16 protein-coding genes and 3 pseudogenes are annotated in these 18,491 nt (G+C 60.2%); 10 read left to right on the top strand and 9 right to left on the bottom strand.

What is annotated here, in order from left to right; all coding sequences use genetic code 11:
- Positions 1-116: 116 nt before the first annotated feature.
- Together B3E94_RS25630 and B3E94_RS25635 are read left to right on the top strand one after the other, a co-directional pair.
- A pseudogene (locus B3E94_RS25630) lies at positions 117-1,046 on the top strand (methyl-accepting chemotaxis protein); the annotation flags it as partial.
- Positions 1,038-1,901, top strand: coding sequence for a methyl-accepting chemotaxis protein (locus B3E94_RS25635; RefSeq protein ID WP_409521233.1), 864 nt, complete (start codon positions 1,038-1,040; stop codon positions 1,899-1,901). The pseudogene B3E94_RS25630 and the gene B3E94_RS25635, both read left to right, overlap by 9 nt.
- Before the next feature lie 120 nt (positions 1,902-2,021).
- Here B3E94_RS25635 and ggt read toward each other — a convergent pair whose 3' ends face one another.
- The 3 genes from ggt to B3E94_RS15240 form a co-directional block, all read right to left on the bottom strand.
- On the bottom strand, positions 2,022-3,689 hold the full coding sequence (gene ggt, locus B3E94_RS15230) for a gamma-glutamyltransferase (protein ID WP_176517458.1): 1,668 nt from the start codon (positions 3,687-3,689) through the stop codon (positions 2,022-2,024).
- 117 nt (positions 3,690-3,806) lie between these two features.
- Complete coding sequence (locus tag B3E94_RS15235; protein ID WP_286914145.1) at positions 3,807-4,703, bottom strand: LysR family transcriptional regulator; 897 nt, start codon at positions 4,701-4,703, stop codon at positions 3,807-3,809.
- 60 nt (positions 4,704-4,763) lie between these two features.
- Positions 4,764-5,354, bottom strand: coding sequence for an NAD(P)H-dependent oxidoreductase (locus B3E94_RS15240; protein WP_176517460.1), 591 nt, complete (start codon positions 5,352-5,354; stop codon positions 4,764-4,766).
- A gap of 159 nt (positions 5,355-5,513) precedes the next feature.
- On the opposite strand from B3E94_RS15240, the gene B3E94_RS15245 reads away from it, so the two are divergent.
- Positions 5,514-5,828: a putative quinol monooxygenase gene (locus B3E94_RS15245; RefSeq protein WP_236235339.1), complete on the top strand. Its 315-nt coding sequence runs from the start codon at positions 5,514-5,516 to the stop codon at positions 5,826-5,828.
- Here the strand turns inward: B3E94_RS15245 and B3E94_RS15250 are convergent.
- Positions 5,818-6,582 (bottom strand): sulfite exporter TauE/SafE family protein, encoded by a 765-nt coding sequence (locus B3E94_RS15250; protein WP_286914146.1) that lies wholly within the window; start codon positions 6,580-6,582, stop codon positions 5,818-5,820. The genes B3E94_RS15245 and B3E94_RS15250 overlap by 11 nt on opposite strands.
- Positions 6,583-6,660: 78 nt before the next feature.
- Here B3E94_RS15250 and B3E94_RS15255 point away from each other — a divergent pair, with 78 nt between their 5' ends.
- Positions 6,661-7,545 (top strand): LysR family transcriptional regulator, encoded by an 885-nt coding sequence (locus tag B3E94_RS15255; RefSeq protein ID WP_286914147.1) that lies wholly within the window; start codon positions 6,661-6,663, stop codon positions 7,543-7,545.
- A 16-nt stretch (positions 7,546-7,561) separates the two neighbouring features.
- Here the strand turns inward: B3E94_RS15255 and B3E94_RS15260 are convergent, their stop codons facing one another.
- Positions 7,562-7,969, bottom strand: a complete 408-nt coding sequence (locus B3E94_RS15260; RefSeq protein ID WP_236235342.1) for a type II toxin-antitoxin system HicB family antitoxin — start codon at positions 7,967-7,969, stop codon at positions 7,562-7,564.
- Positions 7,970-8,010: 41 nt separating this feature from the next.
- On the bottom strand, positions 8,011-8,193 hold the full coding sequence (locus tag B3E94_RS15265) for a type II toxin-antitoxin system HicA family toxin (protein ID WP_286914148.1): 183 nt from the start codon (positions 8,191-8,193) through the stop codon (positions 8,011-8,013).
- A gap of 248 nt (positions 8,194-8,441) precedes the next feature.
- Here B3E94_RS15265 and B3E94_RS15270 point away from each other — a divergent pair, with 248 nt between their 5' ends.
- Positions 8,442-8,786 carry a cupin domain-containing protein gene (locus tag B3E94_RS15270; RefSeq protein WP_286914150.1) on the top strand — a complete coding sequence of 115 codons (345 nt, stop codon included), beginning with the start codon at positions 8,442-8,444 and terminating at the stop codon, positions 8,784-8,786.
- A 178-nt stretch (positions 8,787-8,964) separates the two neighbouring features.
- Here the strand turns inward: B3E94_RS15270 and mmsB are convergent, their stop codons facing one another.
- Together mmsB and B3E94_RS15280 are read right to left on the bottom strand one after the other, a co-directional pair.
- Positions 8,965-9,852 carry a 3-hydroxyisobutyrate dehydrogenase gene (mmsB, locus tag B3E94_RS15275; protein ID WP_286914151.1) on the bottom strand — a complete coding sequence of 296 codons (888 nt, stop codon included), beginning with the start codon at positions 9,850-9,852 and terminating at the stop codon, positions 8,965-8,967.
- 13 nt (positions 9,853-9,865) lie between these two features.
- Complete coding sequence (locus tag B3E94_RS15280) at positions 9,866-11,392, bottom strand: CoA-acylating methylmalonate-semialdehyde dehydrogenase (protein WP_286914152.1); 1,527 nt, start codon at positions 11,390-11,392, stop codon at positions 9,866-9,868.
- A gap of 132 nt (positions 11,393-11,524) precedes the next feature.
- Between B3E94_RS15280 and B3E94_RS15285 the strand changes: the two genes are divergently transcribed.
- From B3E94_RS15285 to B3E94_RS15295, 3 genes and pseudogenes are all read left to right on the top strand, one after another.
- The gene (locus tag B3E94_RS15285) at positions 11,525-12,469 is read left to right on the top strand and encodes a LysR family transcriptional regulator (protein WP_286914153.1); all 945 of its coding nucleotides are present in this window, start codon (positions 11,525-11,527) and stop codon (positions 12,467-12,469) included.
- 134 nt (positions 12,470-12,603) lie between these two features.
- A pseudogene (locus tag B3E94_RS15290) lies at positions 12,604-12,981 on the top strand (integrase); the annotation flags it as partial.
- 718 nt (positions 12,982-13,699) lie between these two features.
- Positions 13,700-14,968: a primase-helicase family protein gene (locus B3E94_RS15295; RefSeq protein WP_286914154.1), complete on the top strand. Its 1,269-nt coding sequence runs from the start codon at positions 13,700-13,702 to the stop codon at positions 14,966-14,968.
- 651 nt (positions 14,969-15,619) lie between these two features.
- On the opposite strand, the gene B3E94_RS15300 is transcribed toward B3E94_RS15295, so the two are convergent.
- Positions 15,620-15,964 carry a hypothetical protein gene (locus B3E94_RS15300; protein WP_286914156.1) on the bottom strand — a complete coding sequence of 115 codons (345 nt, stop codon included), beginning with the start codon at positions 15,962-15,964 and terminating at the stop codon, positions 15,620-15,622.
- A gap of 97 nt (positions 15,965-16,061) precedes the next feature.
- Between B3E94_RS15300 and B3E94_RS15305 the strand changes: the two genes are divergently transcribed.
- Together B3E94_RS15305 and B3E94_RS15310 are read left to right on the top strand one after the other, a co-directional pair.
- Entirely contained in the window at positions 16,062-16,292 is a 231-nt protein-coding gene (locus B3E94_RS15305; RefSeq protein WP_286914157.1) for a helix-turn-helix domain-containing protein, read from the top strand.
- Between the two features lie 1,182 nt (positions 16,293-17,474).
- Positions 17,475-18,077: pseudogene (locus B3E94_RS15310) on the top strand (recombinase family protein); the annotation flags it as partial.
- Positions 18,078-18,491 lie beyond the last annotated feature (414 nt).

The raw sequence follows: 18,491 nt of genomic DNA on the forward strand, positions 1-18,491 counted from the left end.
ACATCAGCGTCAACCTCAAACTCGGCCTGGGCTTCGGCCTGGTGCTGGTCCTTACCGGCCTGCTGGCCCTGACCGGCTGGACCAGCCTGGGCAGCCTCATCGACCGCAGCAACTGGATGGGCGATATCGCCCAGCTCAACAAGGACCTGACCGACCTGCGCATTGCGCGCCTGCAGTACATGATTGCCAACGGCGACGACGCCGCAGCCGCCAATACCCAGGCCAAGCTCGATGCTTTCAGCAAGCAGCAGGCCTACCTGGCCAGCACCTTCAAGAGCCCGGAGAACGTCAAGCTGCTCAACGAGCTGGGGCAGACCATCAGCGAGTACAAGGTCTCGCTGAACAAGATGCGTGCCGGCTACGACAACACCCAGGCCGCCCGCGACGCCATGAACCTGTCCGCCGGCAAGGCCGACGAGGCCATGGACAGCCTGGCCCAGGACGTCATGTCGCGCCCTGAAGCCGACGGCGTGCGCCTGGCCCAATACCAGCTGATCAGCAAGGCGCGCCAGCAGCTGCTGCAAGTGCGTATCGACGTGCGCGGCTACATTGCCGACAACACCGCGGCCAACGAACAAGCCGCGCTGCGCCAGCTCGATGCGGCGCTGTCGGAAACCGCCGAGCTCAAGCGCCAGCTGCCTGCCGAAGCCACCCGCGTGCAGCAGTTCGAGCAATCGGTGCAGGCCTACCGCGATGCCGTGCGCCAGTTCCGTGATGCCGTTGCCGCGATCACCACGGCGCGCGCCGAAATGACCGTGCAGGGCGCCGATATCGTCAAGCGCAGCGACGCGCTGTACAAGATCCAGCTCGAGCGCCGCGACGCCGAAAGCGCCCAGGCCCGCAGCCTGCAGGCCATCGCCACGCTGCTGGCACTGCTCGCCGGCGTGCTGGCCGCGGTGCTCATCACCCGCCAGATCACCCGCCCGCTGCAAGAAACCCTGCACGCCGTGGAGCGCATCGCCGGCGGCGACCTCACCCACGACCTGCGCGTCACCCGCCGCGACGAAATCGGCGTGCTGCAGCAAGGCATCGCGCGCATGGGCACCACCCTGCGCGACCTGATCAGCGGCATCCGCGATGGCGTCACGCAGATCGCCAGCGCCGCCGAAGAGCTGTCGGCGGTGACCGAGCAAACTAGCGCCGGCGCCAACAGCCAGAAGGTCGAAACCGACCAGGTCGCCACTGCCATGCACGAAATGGCCGCGACCGTTCAGGAAGTGGCGCGCAACGCCGAACAGGCTTCGCACGCGGCCACCGGCGCCGACGACGAAGCGCGGGAGGGCGATCGGGTGGTCGCTGAAGCGATCAGCCAGATCGAGCGCCTGGCCGAAGAAGTGCACCGTTCCACCGAAGCGATGAACCTGCTGCAACAGGAAAGCCAGAAGATCGGCAGCGTCATGGACGTGATCAAGTCGGTGGCCGAACAGACCAATCTGCTGGCGCTCAACGCCGCCATCGAAGCGGCTCGCGCCGGCGAGGCGGGCCGTGGTTTTGCCGTGGTGGCCGATGAAGTGCGCGGCCTGGCCCAGCGCACGCAGAAATCCACCGAAGAGATCGAGGAGCTGGTCGCCGGCCTGCAGCACGGCACCCAGCAAGTGGCCAATGCCATGCACGGCAGCCGCACCCTGACCGACAGCAGTGTGGAGCTGGCGCGCAAGGCCGGGGCTTCGCTGGAGAACATCACCGGCACGGTGTCGAGCATCCAGTCGATGAACCAGCAGATTGCCGCGGCGGCCGAGCAGCAGAGTGCGGTGGCGGAAGAGATCAGCCGCAGCATCCTCAATGTGCGGGATGTGTCGGAGCAGACCGCGGCGGCCAGTGACGAGACGGCGAAGTCCAGCGTGGAGCTGGCTCGCCTGGGTGGGCAGTTGCAGATGCTGGTGAGCCAGTTCCGCGTCTGACCTGTAGATGGCATTCGCGGGACAAGCCCGCTCCCACAGGTTCACCACAAGCTTCGCAACCGTGGTGTTCTTGTGGGAGCGGGCTTGCCCCGCGAATACGTCAGCCCCTCCGAAGCAGCACTACTTGACGATCATCCCAACTCCACGCCCACGCGGGTCGGAAGCGGTCTCCAACTGCGCCCCATTGACCCGGATCGCCTGGATATCGCCCATCTCCCAGCCCTGGTCCTCCAGCACATAGCCCATCTTCTTCAGCTCATCGGCCACCGGCCCGGTCAACGGCGCATAGCTGTCGAAGTAGATGGTGTCCTTGGGCAGCAGCTGATGGTGCACGCGCTGCGCCGCCACCGCCTTGTCCAGCGGCATGCCGTAGTCGTACAGGTTGTTCATCACCTGGAAGATCGAGGTGAAGATCCGCGAGCCACCCGGCGTGCCGATCACCAGCTCGACCTTGCCGTCGCGGGTCATCAGGCTCGGGCTCATCGACGACAGCATGCGCTTGCCCGGCTCGATGGCGTTGGCATCACCGCCGACCACGCCAAAGGCGTTGGCCGCACCTGGCTTGGCGCTGAAGTCGTCCATCTCGTCGTTGAGCAGGAAGCCCGCGCCCTTCACCACCACGCCACTGCCGTAGTCGAGGTTGAGGGTGTAGGTGTTGCTGACGGCGTTGCCCTGCTTGTCGACGATCGAGAAGTGCGTGGTCTGGTGCGGCTCCAGGCCCGGCTTCACATCATCGGTTGCGGAAATGGCCTTGGGGTTGACCTGGGCGGCGCGCTTGGCCAGGTAGTCCTTGGCGACCAGCTGGTCGACCGGCACCTTGGTGAAGGCCGGGTCGCCCAGGTAGTCGGCGCGGTCGGCGAACACCCGCTTCTCGATCTCGGCCAGCAGGTGGATGTACTGCGCCGAGTTGTGCGCCACGCCCTTGAAGTCAGCCGCGCGGTCTTCCTTGATGCCCAGCAGCTGGGCCAGGGCGACGCCGCCGGAGCTCGGCGGTGGCGCCGTGTACACCACGTTGCCGCGCCAGCTCAGGGCCATCGGCTCGCGCCACACGGCCTTGTAGTCCTTGAGGTCTTCCTTGGTGATCAGGCCCTTGTCGGCCTGCATCTGCGCCACCAGCAGGTCGGCGGTCTTGCCCTGGTAGAACTCGCTGACGCCCTTGTCGGCGATGCGTTCGAGGGTCTGGGCCATTTCCGGCTGCTTGAACAGCTCGCCCACCTTCATGTTGCCGAAGTAGTCGTTGAAGTTGGTGGCGGTCTTGAACAGGCCCTGGGCGTCGTTGCGGTACTGGTACTGTTTTTCGGCGATCTTGAAGCCGTTTTTCGCATAGCCGATGGCCGGGGTCAGCAGCTCGCTCCAAGGCAGCTTGCCGAACTTCTGGTGCGCTTCCCACAGGCCCATCACCGTGCCCGGCACGCCGGCGGCACGCACGCCGACCAGGCTGAGGTTCTCGATGACCTCGCCTTTTTCGTCCAGGTACATGTTGCGGCTGGCAGCCTTGGGCGCCACTTCGCGGTAGTCGAGGAAGTACGGTTTGCCGTCGACGAACAGGGTCATGAAGCCACCGCCGCCGATATTGCCGGCCTCCGGGTAGGTCACGGCCAGGGTGAAGGCGGTGGCCACCGCGGCGTCCACCGCGTTGCCGCCCTTCTTCAAGATATCGGCAGCTACCTGTGCGCCATATTGATCGGGCGCGGCCACCGCGCCGCCTTCCAAGGTCACCGCATAGGCCGAAGAACAGCTCAGGATCGCGGCCCCGAGCGCCAGGGACTGGAACAGGACAATACGCATGACACTTCCTTGGTGTTGTTTTTGTTGATCAGTCAGTAAGGCCGAAGCCGGCCGACTGTGCAATCACACGTAGGAAATTTCGCCGCCCTTGGGCAGGATCTGTCGCGTTCAGGCAACTCAGCAAGCGTACATGGCCAGCTTGCGCTGGATGAAATCGAGGAAGCACTGGATGCGCAGGGCCAGTTGCGTGTTGCGGTAGTACACGGCGTGGATCGGCTGGCGGTAGCCGTTGTTGGCCTCGTCGAGCAGCACCTGCAGGCGCCCGGCGCGGATGTCTTCGTGGGTCATGAAGTGCGACAGGCTGACGATGCCCTCACCGGCCAGCGCCAGCTGGCGCAGGGTTTCGCCGCTGGAGGCCAGCAACGCCGGGCGGATCGGCCAGCGGTCGCCCTGGGCATGGCGCAGTGGCCAGTGGTTGAGCGATTCGGGCTGGCTGAAGCCGAGCAGGCAGTGCTGGCTGAGGTCTTCGACACGCGTGGGCGTGCCGTGCTGCTCCAGGTAGGCCGGGCTGGCCAGCACCTGCACCGGGCTGCAGCCCAGCGCGCGGGCATGCAGGCTGGAGTCGGCCAGCTCGCCGATGCGGATGGCCACGTCGGTACTCTGCTCCAACAGGTCGATGATCAGGTCGTCGGTGTTCAGTTCCAGCTCGATACCGGGGTACTGGCGGCGAAACTCGCCGATCCACGGCAGGATGGCATGCAGCATGAAGGGCGCGGCCGCATTGATGCGCAGGCGGCCGGAGGCGGTCTGGCGGTGCATCGACAGGCGCTCCTCCATGTCGTCCATCTGCTCCAGGATCAGCCGCGAGCGCTCGAGGAAAAAGCGCCCTTCCTCGGTCAGGTCCATGCGCCGGGTGGTGCGGTTTACCAGGGTGGTACCGAGCTTGGCCTCCAGGCGCGACAGGGTGCGGCTGACCGCCGAGGGCGTCTGGCCGATCTGTTCGGCGGCCGCGGAGATCGAGCCGCAGTCGATCACGGCGACGAATACCTGGAGTTCTTCGGATCGGGTTTTCACATGGCCGCCTGTGTCTGCTGTTCGCGCTGATAGATAGCCGCTTGCTGGCAGCAAGTCCAGTCAAACAGCCTGGCCGAACACCTTGTCCAGGTGCGCCTCATAGGCTGCCAACGCTGCCGGTACGTCCGGGCGCTTCATCACATCCACCGCGAGGAAGGTCGGCAGGCCGCTCATGCCAAGGAACTGGTTGGCCTTGTGGAACGGGAAGTACACCGCGTCCACGCCCTTGCCTTCGAAGAAGTCGCTGGGGTCGTCGAATGCCTGCTGCGGCGCGTTCCAGGTCAGCGACAACATGTACTGCTTGCCTTGCAGCAGGCCACCGCTGCCGTATTTTTGCGAAGCATCGGAACGGGTGCGGCCATCGTTGGCGTAGAGGCTGCCGTGGCCGGCGGTGAAGACCTCGTCGATGTACTGCTTCACGGTCCAGGGTGCGCCCATCCACCAGCCGGGCATCTGATAGATGATCACGTCGGCCCAGAGGAATTTCTCCACCTCGGCCTGCACGTCGTAGCCACCGTCGATGAAGGTTTGCTGCACGTCGAAACCGGCACGGTCCAGGTGCGCCAGCGCGGCGTCGTGCAGGGTCTGGTTGAGGCGGCCGTCGGAGTGGGCGAACTGTTTGCCGCCATTGAGCAGAAGAATCTTTTTCATGCTGACCTCGCGTCAAGGAATCAATGGCCGGCAGATTAGGCATTCGTAGGCACGGGAAACAGCAGGTGCGGGGCAAAATACAATTGATCTGAAGTCACGAATGCATCATCCATTCTTGCCGTAGAATCGATTCATCTTCCACCCTACGAGTCGTTACCCATGAGTGAGCAACACGCCTTCATCCTCAAGGCCAAGACCCGCCCAGAAATGGCCGAAGCTTTCGAAACCCTGTTCCGCGCCTATGTGGAGCCAAGCCGCCAGGAACCCGGCTGCATCGAGTACCACATGCTGCGCGACAAAGAGGACCCGAGCCTGTTCGTGTTCTATGAGGTGTGGGCCGACAAGGCCGCCCTGGACGTGCACTCGGCGCTGCCGCACATGGCCGCGTTCTTCGAAAAGCGCATGGACTACCTGGAGCGCGATTTCGACATCCAGATGATCGAGATGCTCAGCGCCTCCTCCGCTAGCCGTTGACCATCAGGTGGCCGCCCAGCACGGCCAGGCCGATGAAGAAGCAGCGTTTGAACAGCGCCGCACTGATGCGCTGGCGCAACCACTGGCCGGCCAGCATGCCCAGCAGTGCCGGCGCCAGCATCAGCAATGAAGCCCCCAACGCCTGGCCGCCCAGGGCATCCTGCCCGGCCAGGCCGCAGGCCAGCGCCAGGGTGGACACGGTGAACGCCAGGCCCAGCGCCTGGATCAACGCATCGCGGTTCAGGCCCAGGCTCTGCAGGTAAGGCACGGCCGGTATCACGAACACGCCAGTGGCCGCAGTGACCACACCAGTCAGCAAGCCGCACAGCGGCCCGAGCCAGCCTTCCCGATGCGCGGCCACCCGCAGTTGTGGGCCAAGCAGCCCGTACAGCGCGTAGATCACCAAGGCGCCGCCCAGTGCGTGCGCGGCCCACGGCCCACTGTCGATACCCAGCCAGGTACTGCCGGCCAGCGTGCCGACGAAGATCATCACCAGCATCGGCCCCAGCCGCCGCAACAACGCCGGCAGGTGCCCACCGGCTGCCAGTTGCCAAAGGTTGGTGAGGGTCGAAGGCACGATCAGCAGTGCCGCAGCCTGTGCCGGTGACATAGCCAGCCCGAGCAGGCCCATGGCGATGGTCGGCAGGCCTAGGCCGATCACTCCTTTGACCGCGCCGGCCAGCAGGAAGGTGACGATGACCAGCACAGTGAGTGCCGGGCCTATGTTCTGGTAGAAAGCGATCAAGGTATTCATGGCCGCCATCATGGCCTGCGCCGAGCGGGCTGAAAATCTGCCATATACTCAGCCAGACTCTTGCCAGGACAGAGGCTGATGTACTTCGACCTGATTGACCTTGCGCTGTTCCAGCACACCCTGGAATGCGGCAACATCACTGCCGGCGCACGCCGCAGCCATCTTTCGCTGCCCGCAGCCAGCGCGCGCATCCGCGCCATGGAAGCCTCGCTGGGTACCGCGCTGCTCGAACGCAACCGCCGCGGCGTGCAGCCAACCCCCGCAGGCCAGGCGCTGCTGCAGCATGCACGGCAGATCGGCCAGCAGGTCGAACGCCTGCAGTTCGACCTGGCCCAGTACGCCCAGGGCCAGCAAGGCCAGGTGCGGCTGCTGTGCAACACGGCGGCGTTGACCGAATACCTGCCGGAGCTGCTGGCCAGCTACCTTGCCGACAACCCCGGGGTGAGCGTCGATGTGCAGGAGCTGCCGAGCCTTCGCATCGTGCAGTCGATCACCCAGGGCATGGCCGACCTGGGCGTCATCTCCACGGCCGCGCCCAGCACGCACTTGCAGACCCTGCCATTTCGCGACGACCCGCTGGTGCTGGTCACCCCGCTCGATCACCCCCTCGCCGCGCAGCCCGCGCCAAGCTTCATCGACAGCCTCGCCCATGGCCATGTCGGGCTGGGCGCGAACAGTGCCCTGGCGCTGTACCTGGAGGAACAGGCCCTGCGCGAAGGGCGGCGGATGCAGGTGCGGGTGCGGGCCGAAGGGTTCGACGGGGTGATCCGCATGGTGGCAGGTGGGGCCGGGGTCGGCATCGTGCCGATGGCATCGGTGAAGCGTTGGCAGGGCGTGCTGGGGCTGCATTGGGTGGCGCTTGCAGAAGCGTGGGCCAACCGGCGGCTGTTGTTGTGCGCGCGGGATTTTGCCGGGTTGCCGGGGTATGCAGCGGGGTTGGTCGAGCGCTTAGTCAGGGTTTGAGGACCAGGCGCCACGTTCAGTGCGCGAGCGCCAGCTCGCGCAACGCGGCCGTGGCCAGGAAGCCGGATCGGGAGGCATACCGAGCGTCACGCTTAACTTTCTCATCGATTCGCTGCAACAGGTTTTCCGGCAATGTCGCATTGAAGCGCACGGCCTTGCCCAGATACGGGGTCACATCGAAATCCACGACAGCCCAGACACCGCCCGCGTAATCGGGATTGGCCACGTGAACGTCAACTTCCTGCGCTTGCGGCAGTGCCTCGTTATCAGCCACCAACCCTTCAAAATGCAGCGCCAGCGCCTCCTGAACATTCTCCAATGCTTGGGCGACACTCTCCCCGGCGGAAAAGCAGCCAGGAACATCGGGAACGGTCACTCCGTAATCGGAGTCGGCGTCTTTGTGCAGTACGACCGGGAATTTCATTGTGCGTCTCCACTAATGTGCGAGCGGTTGAATCCATTGTGCTACTTCAAGCCAGCTTGTTTCAGGATGCTATGCACGGTGCCCTTTGGCAGGTCGCTCTTGGGATGAGGAACGGTCACCCTCCCCCTTTTGAATGGGTGCCTGAACTGATGATGGCTTCCCTTTACCTCGACCTCATACCATCCATCTGCCTCTATGAGCTGTATGACTTCACGACTGCGCATCCACTCTTCCTTCAGCAGTCGATGTGTATAATACACACCGAATAGGCCTGAACAAAGCGCAGTACACACTATGCATACATTAGGCGACCAGCGGAGGGATAGGCTAGATAGGTAGGCTCAAGCCTAAAGCCTTGTAGGAAACCGAGACATAGCGCGGCCAGACAGCTAAAGGTCGAGCCCAGGCAACTGCGGCGTAGCCAATGGCCCTATGGTGACCCGTCATTCAGCCAGTCACCAGGAGTTGTGCCATGTCCGATTTCATCACCGTTATGCGCGAAACCTGCCCCACGCCGGTCGTGGACGCGACCAAGTGGAAGCGCATCGGCGGCGACCCGCACACCGTCAACCTCAATGCCTACCTGTCGGCCGACGGCAGCAAGATCATGGGCACCTGGATCTGCACGCCCGGCAAGTTCGAAGTCAACTACGAGAAGTGGGAGTTCTGCCACTTCCTCGAGGGCTACTGCATCATCACCCCGCAAGGCGAGGCGCCGAAGCATTTGAAGGCGGGTGATGTGTTCGTGATCGAACCGGGGATGAAGGGCACCTGGGAAGTGGTCGAGACCGTGCGCAAGTATTTCGTCTTCGCCTGACCATCTGGCCTTATCGCCGGCAAGCCGGCTCTCACAGGGACCAACGCTGCCCATGTGGGAGCCGGCTTGCCGGCGATAGGGCCGCCCAGACAAAAAAAATCGCAGGTCAGGCGCCCTTCCCTCTGGTGCGCAGTTACAGAGGGAAAGCCGCCCGGCCCGCGATGAAGCCCCTCGCTCGTCAGTCTTTCTTGCGGTACCCCTCGACGATCGCCGAGAAGTCCTTGCCACCTTCACCACGCAGGCTCATGGCCTGGTACAGCTGCTGGGCCACGGCGCCGAGGATCACCGGCTGGTGCGCCTGGCGTGCGGCCTCGGTGGCCAGGCCCAGGTCCTTGAGCATCAGTTCGGCGCCAAAGCCGCCGGTATAACCGCGCGATGCCGGCGCCGTGTCGATGATGCCCGGCCACGGGTTGTAGGTGTCGGAACTCCAGCAACGGCCGGTCGAGCTGTTGATGATGCCGGCCAGCACCTTGGTGTCGATGCCCAGCGCATTGCCCAGGGCCATCGCCTCGGAGACGCCGATCATCGAGATGCCCAGCAGCAGGTTGTTGCAGATCTTGGCGATCTGGCCGGTGCCGATCTCGCCGCAATGCACGATGTTGCGGCCCATCTGCTCCAGCACCGGCTTGAGTGTGGCGAACAGCTCGGCGCTGGCACCGACCATGAAGGTCAGGGTGCCCGCCGCCGCGCCACCGGTGCCGCCGGAGACCGGCGCATCACCCATGTCCACGCCCTTGGCCGCGGCGGCCTTGGACACTTCCCGGGCGGTCTGCGGGTCGATGGTGCTGCAGTCCACGGTAGGTGTGCCGGGGCGCACGCCGGCCAGCACACCGTCGTCGTTGAGGTAGACGCTGCGCACATGGGCCGCAGCCGGCAGCATGGTGATGACCAGCTCGCCGCTGGCCGCCGCTTCCTTGGGCGAGGCGCTGACCTGCCCGCCCAGTTCGGCGAGCTCGGCCAGCACGGTCTTGTTCAGGTCGAACAGGTGCAACTGGTGCCCGGCCTTGATCAGGTTGCGGGCCATGGGCGCGCCCATGTTGCCCAGGCCGATGAATGCGATACGCATGGCAAACTACTCCTTAGCGCAGGCTGATGGTGGTGTTCACACCGTCGTTGACGCTGTCGTCATCGAACCAGCGGGCGGTGACGGTCTTGGTCTGAGTGTAGAACTGCACCACTTGCTTGCCGTATGGGCCGAGGTCGCCAAGCTTGGAGCCGCGCGAACCAGTGAAGCTGAAGAACGGCACCGGGACTGGAATCGGGATGTTGATGCCGACCTGGCCGATGTCGATTTCGCTCTGGAACTTGCGCGCCGCCGCGCCGCTTTGCGTGAACAGGCCGGTGCCGTTGCCGAATGGGTTGGCATTGACCAGGGCGATGGCCTCGTCGAGGGTGTCGACTTCCAGGGTCACCAGCACTGGGCCGAAGATTTCCTGGGTGTACACCTGCATATCGGTCTTGACCCCGGAGAACAGGGTCGGGCCGACGAAGTTGCCCTGCTCGTAGCCCGGCACCTTCACGTCACGGCCATCGAGTTCGAGCTTGGCGCCTTCCTTGATGCCGCTTTCGATCAGGCCCAGCACGCGCTCCTTGGCCCGCTTGGAAACCACCGGGCCAACGTCGGTGCCCGGCTCGCTACCGGCATTGACCTTGAGCTTGCTGGCTGCCGCCTTGATGTCCGGCAGCCATTCGCGCGCCTTGCCCACCAGCACCGCCACCGAGGTGGCCATGCAGCGCTGGCCGGCAGCCCCGAAGGCGGCGCCGACCAGGGCGTTGATGGTTTGCGTGCGGTTGGCATCGGGCAGCACCACAGCGTGGTTCTTGGCGCCCATCATCGATTGCACGCGCTTGCCGTGCTGGCTGCCCAGGTTGTACACGTGGGTGCCGACTTCGGTGGAGCCGACGAAGGAAATCGCCTTGATGTCCTTGTGGGTGCAGATCGCGTCCACCACCTGCTTGCCGCCGTGCACCACGTTGAGCACACCGGCCGGCACGCCGGCTTCCAGCGCCAGCTCGACCAGCATCATGGTCGACAGCGGGTCCTGTTCGGACGGCTTGAGCACGAAGGTGTTACCGCAGACGATCGCCATCGGGAACATCCACAGCGGGATCATCGCCGGGAAGTTGAAGGGGGTGATGCCGGCGCACACGCCGATCGGCTGGCGCAGGGTGTAGGTGTCCACGCCACCGGCGACGTTCTCGGCGAACTCGCCCATCTGCAGGGTGCCGATGGAGGCCGCGTGCTCGACCACTTCCAGGCCGCGGAAGATGTCACCTTCGGCATCGGCCAGGGTCTTGCCCTGCTCGGCGCTGAGGGTCTGGGCGATGCGCTTGGTGTGTTCGCGGATCAGCGCCTGCAGCTTGAGCATGATGCGCATGCGCGCGCCGATCGGGGTGTCGCGCCAGGTCTTGAAGGCGCGCTCGGCGGCAGCCACGGCGGCATCCACCTCTTCGACGGTGGCAAACGGCACCCGCGCCAGCACTTGCTGGGTGGCCGGGTTGACGATGTCGCGCCACTCGGTGGTTTTCGATTCGACCCACTGGCCGTCGATCAGCAGTTTGACCTGCTCGACCTGAGTCTTGGCCGGGGATTGTGGTGCGTTCATCTGGGTTCTCCTTGGAATTATTGTCAGGACGAGATCGCCAGCGCCGGGCAAACGCGAGGTGGCGTCGTGGGGCTTTTTTCGAGTATAGATGTGCAAACATCCAACAAGAACGCACAAAAAAACCGGATCAACATGCAAAAAGACCTGACCTCCCTCAGTGCGCTGAACTGGGACGACCTGAAGTTCTTCCTCGAAGTGGCGCGCACCCGCAAGGCCAGCAGCGCCGCCAAACGGCTGAGCGTCGACTACACCACGGTGTCGCGGCGCATCACCTCGCTGGAGGGTGCGCTGGGCACATTGCTGTTCGAAAAGTCCCGCACCAACGGTTTCGTGCTGACCGCCGAGGGGCAGCGCCTGCTGGGCTATGCCGAGTCGATCGAAAGCACCCTGCACATGGCCTGCGAACAGGTGTCGGGCTCAGGCGTGGCGCTGTCGGGGCATGTGCGCATGGGCTGCACCGAGGGCTTCGGCAGCTTCTTCGTCACCCCTCAACTGAGCCATTTCGTCGACGCCTACCCGGCGATTTCGGTGGACATCCTGCCGCTGCCGCACTTCATCAGCCTTTCAAAGCGCGAGGCGGATATCGTCATCGCCCTGGAGCGCCCGGAACATGGGCCCTATGTGTGCTGCAAGCTGTGCGACTATCGGTTGCGGCTGTATGCCACACAGGACTACCTGGACAGCCATGCGCCGATCCGCCAGGTCAGCGACCTGGTGGGCCACCCGTTCATCAGCTATGTGGACGACCTGGCGTTCAGCTCGGAGCTGCTGTATTTGGCCAACCTGATCCCCAATGCTAGCGCGCACCTGCGCAGCACCAGTGTGATCGCCCAGTACACGGCGGCGTTGCAGGGGCGCGGGTTGGCGATCTTGCCGTGCTTTTTGGCAGCGCAGGATCCGCGGCTGGTGACGGTGTTGCCGGAGGAGATCGAGGTGACGCGGCAGTTCTGGATGTACTGCCGGGAGGATTTGCGCAAGCTCAAGCGGATCACCCTGTTGTGGGATTACATCCGTGGGGTGACGGAGGCGAATGCGCCGTTGCTGATGGGCGAAACCCGCGAGATGCGGTTTGCGTAACCCAGATCGACAAGGAGTAAGGGTGCCTCATCCTACCTAGGCCGAGGGTGCCGTGGCAACGACTTGTGACAGGGGTTGTGACAGCACTTGTGACACCTTTGAGCGCCCACCCATGCAGGTAGCAGCTAGGGCACAAAGCCAGCAGCAGTCGTCGCATACTCCCTCTGCACCCTGCCCTGTTGGACCTGGGTCTGCTTCAGCATGTTGAATCAGTCAAAGCTACTGGCGCTGATCGGTTGTTCCCAGAGCTGGAAGCGATGCGGGACAAGCTCGGCCATGCTCCATCGAAGTGGTTTGGTCGCTACAAGACGAAGATGGGCATCACTGACTCGCGTAAGACCCTTCATAGTTTCCGTCACGCATTGATCGATGACCTACGTGACGCTGGGGTGCAGGGCTCACTGATCAAGCGTATCGCTGGCCACGAGGATGGGGCCGTCACATTCAGCATCTACGGCAGTCGCAGCCCCATGCAGGCTATGGCTGACGTCTTGAAACACCTTCATCTTTAATTCGACGTTGTGCCGCCCCTCCTTGGCCGTGGCGTATCACCACTCATCCCGCCTCATAAACACCTACTAATGAGACTCCATTAAATTAACACCTTCGCAATTAGCACGTATTGAATAAACCCAAACCATTTAAATCCCATAATTAACAAAATGACAGCAAGGTGGTAAACCAGCAAATACCACACATACCACCCAACTAGCAAAAAGTTTATCCAAAAAGTTATTGCATTTGACTCCAGCCACGCTAGGATGACGCCACACACAGCGACGATAGCAAAGAAATAAGACCACACAAATTTCATAACCCGAGCATGAGAAGCAGACAACTAGTTAATGCCAACCTCGAAATACTATAGATTCTTCACACCGGCGAACATTAACATTAACTCCTAAAAAGCCAGCAACCCACACTACTAACCAATGCAGCAAAATAAAACATCATGGATTAGGGCCGCCAAAACAAACCCATTCCAATACAAAAACACAAAACCTGCATCCCGACAATATAGGCCTACATACTAATCACGTGAGCCCTGCCTCAAAAAAGGTTAACTTAAGTTATGAAACAAAATACCACACCCAATAAATCAGCTATCTCATTATTCGCCAAATCCGCCGAGCAACCCACAGCGCCCGCCTACATTGCTCGCTTAATAATTATTCACTTGCAAAGCTGCAAGCCCCAATTTTCACATACAACTTAAAATAAGGATAGAAGATGCCTGCAACTGCAGTACCGCTACTACTCAACTCCAACACCACTGCCCTTCGAGCAGTCCAAGACCGCTTCGTAATTGTTCCCACTACAGATAGTCGCCCTCGTTTTCGCGATTTACGCAATATGGGGGTAGCCCCGCAAGGTAACCCGATGATGCTGCTACAAGCATATAAGGATGCGGGTGGTAGAGGAGAAACTACGGGCGAAAGCCTGCTATATAAGCTCCCAATTGTTTTTGCTGAAGACTTTCGCCCCGGTGATTATCGTCGAATCATGGTGAACGGTGATAACAGACTGCTCAACCTATGGACTGGTCCGGAGATTTGCCCAAGTGGTAAATCCGTAACTACAAGCGACGCAGCACTGTTCATTGAGTTTCTACAGAGGCTCTTCCCCGTGCAGGAAGAACGCCTGTATTTCAGGAACTGGCTGGCTCACTCCGTTCGTTACCCTGCCAAACGTATCAACGCCACAGTATTGCTACGCTCCGAACACGGTGTGGGCAAAGGATTTCTAGCCGAAACCCTATTGCCTGGCCTGCTTGGAAAATCGAGCGTAGGGACGGTAGCACTGGGCGACGTAGTAGGTACTTTCAACGACGCCTTGGTGGGCAAGACGCTTGTACTGATTGACGAAGTTTATAAGAACCCTGAGTCAACGGTGAACGCTCTTAAGTCGATCCAGGGCAACAAGACTATCACTTTGCGTCGAAAGCACATTCCTGACACTACCGTTGATAATTTTCTAAACTTCATTATGTCGAGTAACGACATTCTACCTTTGCCGCTGGAGCGCGAAGATCGCCGATTCTGGGTTCCTGCCTATATCAAGCACAAGAAATCGCTGGAAGAAACAATGCTATTCATTAACACGAAGCTCAAACCCTGGTTGCTGGAGCAAGGCGGGATGCAGATTGTTCGAGACTTGCTTGAAACTGTTGACCTATCTGACTTCCACCCGTGGGGTGAACCACCGATGACTGACAGCAAACGGAAAATGATTGGATTCAGTCCTCGGGAAGAGCTTGCCGAGTTCGTCGCCGAATATATCCATGGTATGCAAATACTCAAGGCAACCGATATTGAAAGCAGCTACAAGAACAAAACAGGTACTGATGTGTCTCGGGCAGCTATCACCACAGAACTGACTAAACTGGGATGCAAATCGAAGCGTACAAACTGTAGCCGCTGGTGGATTACGCCGAACGGGTTGTCTACGGGCCTGTCCGAAAAATCTACCCCTAGCGAGCTGCAAAAAGCCTATCGCTAGTGACGCCCGTGACGGCTCCGTGACGTTTATAAAAATAAACTGTCACACCTGTAGGCCCCTAGTGGCGCGGGGTCCGGAGCACTCGTGACGCAAGTGACGCTTCCACCATGTCTTTTTATATTAATACTATAAAGTTCATATCCAGATTGAGATTACAATCTGGCGTGTACACCACAGGTCGATAGCCTGTACCTGAGGCACGGGATAATGGTTCTATTGAGCAGGAGGGAGCAAAGGGGACACCCCTTCCCCGCCATTGATCTTGCTTATAACTCTACAGGCATCAGTGCAGCATAACCTATGCAACGGAACGTTATATCTAAATTACAGTTCAGCCCAAGCAGTATGGGGGGCTTCCGCCTCTGCCCCCCGCTTCTACAATTACCATGCCGTAGGCATTACAGGAAAAGCAATCGTGCAGAGGGGTGTGGGGTGCCACCACCCACCACAACTAATGAGAGTACGTAGAAGCCTTTGAATCGTGACGAAGCGTCACACAATTACCACTGTACCTACCGCCTCAGATAATCTCATATGAAGACCCCTGCTGGATGCTGTCCTTTGCACTGAAGTGCAGCTTTTTTATGCAAGCTGGTCATCCTCCAAAACCTTGTCGAGAATGCCCACTAAGATCACATCACAAGTTCACACTTAAGCCCGTTGTTCGTGACTCATCACCTGAAGAACGGATGGGTTGATGGTGCATACGAGTGGACCGCCCGGCTCGATACTTACATCTACCAATTCAATCCAGCTGCCATCCACAAGGTACGTCAGCTCCTTGGATAGCCTGCGTAGGGTTATGTCGCACTCATGGGCGATGGCTGCCTGTGTAACCCGTACTGTTCCTCCCTCACCTACCTTCGACCACAGGGCAAGCATGACTGCACCACAAGAGCGGTCGGAAAGCACCAGCCTTAGCATGTGCGTCATGGCCTCAGGCTTGAAGTACACCGCGCCTTGAGAGTCAAGGGAGTTTGAAGCTAGCTCGGTCATCGATGGGATCCTTTGAGCCCCCTAGGACAGTAGCTCCTTAGGGGCATGTCACGATTAGTGTGTGTCCGATTAGATCACATCCGCTGATCATGGGGGAATGCCTGCACCACCACCATCACCAGCGCTTCAGCACCAGTTCGGCACCCGCGTCAGGGAGCTGCGTACGGCTATGGGCATGAGCCAGGAAGCGTTTGCTGATCGTTGCGGCTTCGCCAGGACGTACATGTCTCGCATCGAGACCGGTGGCGCTAACCCGTCCATCAACGCCATCAAGGTGCTGGCGGATGCTCTGGGCGTGAGCATCGCTGCTCTGTTCGAAGGGATGTGAGTTAAGCCCCCGCCCCTATACACCGACGCGTTAACTAATCGTATTCTAATTGGCAAGCAGCCCTACATATCTCCGCCAGGTGAGCAGGCACACCACTAAGCCCTATGAATGCTGGGATTGGTACAAACGAGGTTAAGCAGATCGCCCTTTCGAAGCTAATTTCAACAGCCGCAGCCGTAGATCGTTCAGCTAGCACCCCAGTCGAGCAACGTGCCATCGACGGAGTGTAAGAGTCCACAGGCTCGATGAAGGCGATTAAAGATGAAGTGCTTGAACTCTGACATCTGATATCCCCAAATCCTGTACCACCTGCTTACGCTCATCGTCGGTTGATCGCATAGAGTCCGGGTGCAAAAGCTGCGTCATCAGCGGCGTGTGAAGCTGGATCAAAGCCTTCAAAGCATCGTCCAGCGATAGCTCATTTCTTGGTGCTTCGCAGTACCACACCCTTGATTCGCCTTTCAGCGAGTAGTCGATCTGAAATCTCATCGCGATCATGCACCCTGGTGATCAGCACTCACATTTCCTAAATTCCGCTCAGGTGCGGATCATTCGCTACTCGGCCAGCTCGACCGTGGTTCAAAGTATAGCCAGCCGGTCAGGCTACGGTTCCTAGTCACAAGGCTGTCCAGGCGACAATCGCAGACCTGCCCCTTGGTGCAACGGATGGAACGAACATTGCTCTCAACCATCAAGAGGCCAGTTTGTGGGGGAAATGGGGGATGCTGCCGGTAAATCACTGGTCCATGTGCATCATTGTCGCGGTCGTCATGATCGTGGATGCCATAGCGCTCTACATTTACCTGCGGAACAGGCCCTGATGCCCATCTGCGGGTAATTCTGCCCACCCATACCCTGGGGAACGGGGTAAGGTGCAGAGCGGCCCGCTTCTCGCCACATACTTCCTTAGAAACGCTATGAACAATGAACGCCTCTTAATCATCGTCGTCGTCACCAGCGTGTTCGCTGTAGTGGGGCTGAGCATCATTGCCGTCAAGATGCTTATACGTATGTTTGCCTGATGGTTGGGGGTGTGTCATTACGGGTGTGCCTCAGTCACCACAAGCAAACGGGGCAAAATCCTGTTTAAAGCCGCCTCAAATCGTGTCATTAAATGGCTTTACGGACTCTATGTGACACAGTAATATTTGACACACCCAAACTGACACAGAGCGGCCTATCATGTTCATCCGTGCTTACCTTCGAGCTTCCACCTCTGAGCAGGACGCAACACGGGCAAAGCAATCGTTAATCGACTTCGCTGGTGAGCGAGGGCATAAGATCGCAGCTTTCTACATCGAGAATGCTAGTGGCGCCAAACTCGAACGTCCCCAGCTGTTTCGCCTGCTCGATGACAGCCACGAAGGTGACGTGCTGTTGATCGAAGGAGTAGATCGGCTTTCCCGGCTCAGCCAGGACGATTGGGCGCTGCTGAAAGCGAATATTGCAGCTAAGAAGGTGACTGTAGTGTCGCTGGACCTGAGCACCAGTCACGCAGCCTTGAAACCCACCGAGGGAGTGGACGACTTTACCAAGGGGATGATCGCAGCTGTGAACGGCATGTTGCTCGACATACTCGCTGTAGTAGCCCGTAAAGATTACGAAGACCGTCGCCGTCGTCAGGCCCAAGGCATCGCCACAGCTAAAGCAGACGGTGCATACAAAGGCCGTCCAGCTAACCTTGACCTGCACAAGAGGGTTAGTGAACTGCTGGCAGACGGAAAGAGCATACGGAAGGTGGCCGAGCTGTTGAAGTGCAGTACTACGACTGTACAGAAGGTTCGGCAGTTGAACGCACTGGAGGCCGCACACGAATCGTTCAGGGAGGAATACACAATCCTCGATGAGAAGATTGAGCAATCCCACATGCCCAACGGCCCTGATCTCACTGAGGCGGATTACCAACCCTGGATGGACAAGAAAGAGGCGCTGGAGAAGACCGGACAAGCCCCCCAAGAGTAGAGGGGCTAGAATCAAAACCTCTGGAACAAGGCGGTGTTAGGCTCTACGCTGCGGTATCTGCCCTTTAAAGAGTGTCCAGCATGGATGATAAGGCCGCTGCTACAGCCGACGCCCTAGAGCTGCTTCATATGAACCAAACCGCATTGCGGGCAGCCATCGAAGAAGTAAGTACATGGATCAAGCAGCGAGGGTCTGAGAATACCCACGAAAACACAATGTGTTGGCGCTGATGGAAAA

The sequence above is a fragment of the Pseudomonas sp. UBA6315 genome, assembly GCF_002438125.1.
In the GTDB taxonomy this organism is placed as follows: Bacteria; Pseudomonadota; Gammaproteobacteria; order Pseudomonadales; family Pseudomonadaceae; genus Aquipseudomonas; species Aquipseudomonas faucium.